This window comes from Dactylosporangium sp. NPDC005572 (genome assembly GCF_040605515.1).
Classification (GTDB): domain Bacteria; phylum Actinomycetota; class Actinomycetes; order Mycobacteriales; family Micromonosporaceae; genus Dactylosporangium.
Map to the genome: position 1 here is coordinate 27,344 of NZ_JBEXCY010000126.1, position 5,071 is coordinate 32,414.

Annotated in this window: 6 protein-coding genes; 4 read left to right on the forward strand and 2 right to left on the reverse strand. The window is 73.6% G+C overall.

What is annotated here, in order from left to right:
- Positions 1-234 precede the first annotated feature (234 nt).
- Positions 235-900: a response regulator transcription factor gene (locus tag ABZS66_RS40515; RefSeq protein WP_354767369.1), complete on the forward strand. Its 666-nt coding sequence runs from the start codon at positions 235-237 to the stop codon at positions 898-900.
- 80 nt (positions 901-980) lie between these two features.
- On the opposite strand, the gene ABZS66_RS40520 is transcribed toward ABZS66_RS40515, so the two are convergent.
- The gene (locus ABZS66_RS40520; protein ID WP_354767371.1) at positions 981-2,270 is read right to left on the reverse strand and encodes an MFS transporter; all 1,290 of its coding nucleotides are present in this window, start codon (positions 2,268-2,270) and stop codon (positions 981-983) included.
- Between the two features lie 86 nt (positions 2,271-2,356).
- On the opposite strand from ABZS66_RS40520, the gene ABZS66_RS40525 reads away from it, so the two are divergent.
- On the forward strand, positions 2,357-3,298 hold the full coding sequence (locus tag ABZS66_RS40525) for a helix-turn-helix domain-containing protein (RefSeq protein ID WP_354767373.1): 942 nt from the start codon (positions 2,357-2,359) through the stop codon (positions 3,296-3,298).
- Here the strand turns inward: ABZS66_RS40525 and ABZS66_RS40530 are convergent.
- On the reverse strand, positions 3,295-3,726 hold the full coding sequence (locus ABZS66_RS40530) for a VOC family protein (RefSeq protein ID WP_354767375.1): 432 nt from the start codon (positions 3,724-3,726) through the stop codon (positions 3,295-3,297). The genes ABZS66_RS40525 and ABZS66_RS40530 overlap by 4 nt on opposite strands.
- 55 nt (positions 3,727-3,781) lie before the next feature.
- Between ABZS66_RS40530 and ABZS66_RS40535 the strand changes: the two genes are divergently transcribed.
- Both ABZS66_RS40535 and ABZS66_RS40540 read left to right on the forward strand, forming a co-directional pair.
- On the forward strand, positions 3,782-4,372 hold the full coding sequence (locus ABZS66_RS40535; RefSeq protein WP_354767377.1) for a TetR/AcrR family transcriptional regulator: 591 nt from the start codon (positions 3,782-3,784) through the stop codon (positions 4,370-4,372).
- Between the two features lie 34 nt (positions 4,373-4,406).
- Positions 4,407-4,928 (forward strand): SigE family RNA polymerase sigma factor, encoded by a 522-nt coding sequence (locus tag ABZS66_RS40540; RefSeq protein WP_354767379.1) that lies wholly within the window; start codon positions 4,407-4,409, stop codon positions 4,926-4,928.
- Positions 4,929-5,071: the final 143 nt, after the last annotated feature.

Consider the following 5,071-nt stretch of genomic DNA (forward strand, 5'->3'; position numbering starts at 1 on the left):
TCGGGCCTGCCGCACGACCACGAGGAGGCGGCATGACGGCCGCCATCCGCGCGGTCGGCGCTGCACGATCGGGCCTGCCGCACGACCACGAGGAGGCGGCATGACGGCCGCCATCCGCGCGGTGGGCGCTGCACGACCGGGTGTGCCGTACGACTCTGAGGAAGGCGCATGACGGCCTCCGTTCGCGCGCTCGCAACCGACGGCGGTGGTGCCGCAAATCCACGAGGAGGTGGCGTGGCTCCCCCGATCCGGGTTCTGGTGGCCGACGACCAGGCGTTGCTGCGTGGGAGTTTCCGGGTGCTGCTGGAGACCTCGGGGATGGACGTGGTTGGCGAGGCCGGCACTGGGCTCGAGGCGGTCCGGGTTGCCGGGGAGACGCGGCCGGACGTGATTCTCATGGACGTCCGCATGCCCGACATGGACGGCATCGCGGCGACCCGGGAGATCACCGCGACCTCGGCCGCGCGTGTGATCATCCTGACGATGTTCGACCTGGACGCGTACGTGTTCGCGGCGCTGCGCGCGGGGGCGAGCGGCTTCCTGCTCAAGGACGCCGAACCGGGCGAGGTGCTACGGGCGGTCTCGTTCGTGGCGGCCGGGGAGGCCTTACTGGCGCCCGCGGTGACCCGACGGCTCATCGACGAGTTCGCCCGGGCCGCGCCGCCCGACCTGGCCCCGCCGGCCGAGCTGGCCGGCGTCACCGCCCGCGAGCGCGAGGTGCTGGTCCTCATCGCCCGGGGGCTGTCGAACGCGGAGATCGGCGACCGCCTGTACGTCGGCCAGACCACGGTCAAGACCCACATCGGCCACCTGCTGGCCATGCTGCACGTCACCACGCGCGCGCAGCTGGTCATGCTCGCGTACGAGTCCGGTCTCGTGGAACGCCGCGCCCGCCGATAGCGCCGGTTGCGCAACCGGGGCCGGAGCGGGACGCGACCGGCGCTCGTCCGGCGCAGCTCGGGCCTCAGTTGCGCAACGGACTAGGCGTGTGCGGGTGAGGCGGGGCGGAGGTCCTCCGCACCGGAGTGGTCGGCCAGCAGCTGGACCGGGACGCGGCGGAGGCGGCGGACCGGGGCGATGAGGAGGAGGGCCACGCAGACCGCCGCGGTCACGGCCGTCGCCACGACGAGCAGGTCGCGCGGGGCCACCACGGTCGATACCGGGCCGACGAGGGCCTGGCCCACGGCGGCGCCCGAGACCGAGCCGGCCACCTCGTAGGCCGTGACGCGGTTCAGGACCTCCGGGGCGACTTGGGTCTGGACGCTCGTCGACCACATCACCGACCAGAACGCCCACGCGGCGCCGCCCAGCAGGTGGCCCGCGATCAGCGTCGGCAGCGGGGACTCCAGGACGATCGTCAGCGGGATCGCGACGAAGCCGGTCAGGGCGACGGCGCCGGCGGCGAGCGGGCGGGTCGGGCGGAAGCGGATCGCCACCAGGCCGCCGATCACCGTGCCCGTGCCCAGGCCCGCCATCGTCCAGCCGTAGGCGGCGTCGCCCAGGCGGTCGCTGATGAGCTGGGAGCCCAGCGGGATGTACGGGCCGAAGACGAACAGGCCGAAGAAGACCCACACGACGATCACCGACCACATCCAGCTGCGGGAGCGGAACTCCTGCCAGCCGCGGCGCAGATCACGCAGTACCGTCGAATCACCGTGACGAACGCGGGCGGGAGCGAGGCGGATCAGCGCCAGGCAGACGCCGCTCAGCAGGAACGTGGCGGCGTCGATGGCGTACACCGGGCCCGCGCCGGCGAAGGCCATCAGCAGGCCGGCGAGGACCGGGCCGGCGAGTTGGGTGGCGGCGTCGGCGATCTTCAGGGTGCCGTTCGCGCGTTGCGGGTCCTTCGCGACGAGCGGGACCATGCCGTTGACGCCCGGCTGGAACATGGCGGCGGCGGTACCGGAGAGCAGCGCGGCGGTCAGCAGCAGCCACAGCGGCGGGGTACCGGCGAAGAACGCCACCGCCACAGCACCCTGCGTGACCACGCGGACAACGTCGGCGCCGACCATCATCGTCTGCGCGCCGATCCGGTCGGAGAAGACGCCGCCGAACACCACGAACAGGACGTACGGGGCGGTCCAGACGGCAAGAACGTACCCCACGCCGGACACGCCGTAGACGGCGCCGACCGCCAGCGCCGCCGCGACGGGCATCATCGCGTCGCCCAGCAGCGAGACCACGCGGGCGGTGCAGTACAACGTGAAATCCCTGGTCCAGAGCGAACCCTGGGCGCGCGTGAGCGGCCCGCGGTCGACGACCGCGGTCATGAGACGAACTCCATGATCGCCGATTCTGGTCGCGGCGGCGGGGTTGCGCAGGCGCCGGGAGGGACATCATTGGGTACATTCGTGCCATGCAGCATCGCGTGGTCGCGCTCGTCGGCCGGGGCCAGGAGATGTATCCGGTCACGTGCGCGTCGGCCGTGTTCGGCTACCACGGCACGGAGATCCCGCAGCACTACACGTTCCGGCTGTGCGCCGAGCGGCCAGGGCTGCTGCCGACGACGATCGGCGCCGACATCCTCGTCGGGGCGGGGCTGGAGGCGCTCGCCACGGCCGACACGATCCTCATCGCGGGCTGGTGCCACGGGCCGCGGATCTCGCCCGAGCTCGGCGACGCCGTCCTGGCCGCGCACACCCGCGGTGCCCGGATCGTCGCGGTGTGCTCGGGAGTATTCGTCCCGGCGAGCCTGGGCCTGCTCGACGGGCGCCGGGCGGCGGTGCACTGGGAGCTCGTCGACGAGCTGGCCCGCCACTACCCGCGGGTCCGCGCCGACGCGACCGTGCTGTACGTCGACCACGGCGACCTGGCGACGGCCGGCGCCTCGGCCACGACCGTCGACCTGTGCCTCAACCAGGTCCGCCGCGAGCACGGCGCGGCCCTGGCGATGCGCATCGGCCGGCAGCTGTCGGCCGCACCGCACCGCGAGGGCGGCCAGCGCCAGTTCCCGGCGCTGCCGACGACCGGCCCGGTCCCCGACTCGCTCGCGCCGCTGCTCGACTGGATCATCACGAACCTCGACCGGCCGCTGACCCTGCACGACATGGCCGCCGAGTCCGGCATGTCGCCGCGCACCCTCAACCGCCACTTCGCCGAGCAGCTCGGCACGTCGCCGGGCCGCTGGCTGCTCGACCGGCGGCTGGCCAGCACCCGGGCCATGCTGGAGGAGACCGACCTGCCGGTCGAGACGATCGCCAAGCGCGTCGGCCTGTCGTCGGCGGTGAACCTGCGCCGCCGCTTCCGCGACGCCCTCGCCACGACCCCGGCCGCCTACCGTCGCGAGTTCCGCGCCTAGGCGAACATCGCGGCGACGTGGGCGGCCAGCTCCTCCGGGCCGACGTCGCGCAGGTGCTGGTCGACCGCCCAGCGGTGGCCGGACGGGTCCAGGAACTGGGCCGTGCGGTCGCCCCAGAAGGCGTCGTGCGGGGGCTCGAACGCCGTGGCGCCGGCCGCCAGCGCGCGCTCCCACACCGCGTCGACGTCGGCGACCGGCAGGTGGAAGGCGGCCGGAGTGCCACCGAGTGCGGCCGGGGTGCGCATCCCGCGGTCCGGCCACTCCCCCGCCACCGCGAGCACCGCGTCGCCGACGCGCAGCTCCACCGTCAGCGGGCGGCCGTCGGGCAACGGGACCCGGCTCGTCTCCTGCGCGCCGAGCACCTCGGCATACCAGGCCGCGGCGGCCGAGGGGTCCTGCACCACCAGATGGACAGCGATCTGTGTCATGCCACCGACCATACACACTGTCTGGACAGAGTGTCCAGACGGTACGATCTGGTCCGTGACCGCCCGGCGTGACGATCCTCAGCAAGGCGAGCTGCGCGAGCGCATCCTCGAGGCGCTGCACGAGCTGCTGCGCGAGCGGACCTTCGAGACCCTCAGCGTGGCCGAGATCATCGCCGCCGCCGGGGTGTCCCGGGCGAGCTTCTACTTCTACTTCCCGGGCAAGCAGGCGGCCCTCGCCGAGCTGGTCCGCCGGGCGGTCGGTCAGGGCCACGAGGCCGCGCAGCCGTGGCTGCAGGCCGAACAGGACCCGCGCGAAGCGCTCCGCGCAGGCGTCGACGCGGGTGCCGAGCTGTGGTTGCGCAACGCCGCGGTGCTGCGCGCGATCGTGGAGAGCTGGGCGTCCGACCCGCAGCTGCGCGAGCTGTGGCTGGCCCAGATGGCGACCTTCACCGACGCGGCCGTCGCCCGGATCGAGGCCGACGAGCAGGTCCGCGTCGAGAACGTGCCCGCCCTCGCCGCGTCGCTGACCTGGACCGGGGAGCGGCTCTACTACCTCGCCGCGTGCGGGGTCGCCCCCTTCGACGACCGGAGGGTCCTCGTCGACACGCTGACCCACCTGTGGGTGTCGGCGCTGTACGACGGATGACAACCATTGCGCCCGTGGTGGCGTGATGGAGGATATGAGTGCCGAACCCGCACGCGTCGAGGTCCGCGTGCCCGGCGGCCGGGACGAGCAGTTCGCGGCGTTCGTCGCCGCGACCGGCCCCTACCTGCTCCGGGTCGCGTTGCTGCTGTCCGGCGACCGCAGCCACGCCGAGGACCTGGTGCAGACCACGTTCGAGCGCACCTACCGGTCCTGGCCGCAGGCCGTCAGCACCGATCCGCGGGCGTACGCCCGCAAGGTCCTCGTCAACCTGCGGATCGACCGCTGGCGCGGCACCCGCCGCGAGGTGCTCACCGACGCGCCACCCGAAGGCGCCGTACCGAGCCACGCCGACGCCGTCGACGACCGCAACGAGGTGGTCCGGGCCCTCGCCCGGCTGCCCGCCGCACAACGGCGGGTCGTCGTACTGCGGCACCTGGTCGACCTCACCGAGGCCGAGACCGCATGGGAGCTCGGCGTCTCGATCGGCACCGTGAAGTCCCACAACGCCCGGGCGCTGGCCCGGCTCCGATCCCTCCTGGAAGAAGGGCGGCAGTGATGGAACCCACCGCCGACGACGCCGTCGTCGCGTACCTGCGCGCCCACGCCCCGGGCCTGCCCGCGGTGCGGTTCGACGGCCCCGCCGCCACGGCGAAGGCCCGCCGCGCGATGCACCGCCGGCGTCGGCGGCGCACCACCGCG